The organism is Streptomyces durhamensis (assembly GCF_000725475.1).
GTDB classification, from domain to species: Bacteria; Actinomycetota; Actinomycetes; order Streptomycetales; family Streptomycetaceae; genus Streptomyces; species Streptomyces filipinensis.
The window spans coordinates 1-310 of sequence record NZ_JNXR01000172.1; the positions used below are offsets into that span (position 1 = coordinate 1).

General features: G+C 70.0%; 1 protein-coding gene. It reads left to right on the plus strand.

The genetic code is table 11. The features are described from left to right. Positions 1 to 28 precede the first annotated feature (28 nt). Positions 29 to 310: DUF6349 family protein (locus IO33_RS50975; RefSeq protein WP_245236083.1), on the plus strand; the 282-nt coding region annotated here is incomplete at its 3' end.

Here is a 310-nt window from a genome sequence, read left to right on the forward strand (position 1 = left end):
CCACCACCACCGCTGGACCGAACAGTGCTTGTGCGTCGGCGCCTACAACAGCCCCTTTCGCGCCCGGTGCCGCGGTTGCACCTGGCGCTCGGAGCTGGTGGCCAGCGAAACCGACGCTGTGCTTGCTGCTCTGGACCATTCGCACCCCGGCTGGCGCGACAGCCCCATCGTCGGATCACGCCCCTTCGACGGCACCAAGAAGCAGCAACGGTGGGACGTCGAAGTCGCCGGCCTCTACGGCGATCGCCCCGACGGCTGGCCCATCATCACCGCCCGCCCAGGAGACGGTGATCGCGCCGTTCCCGGCCGC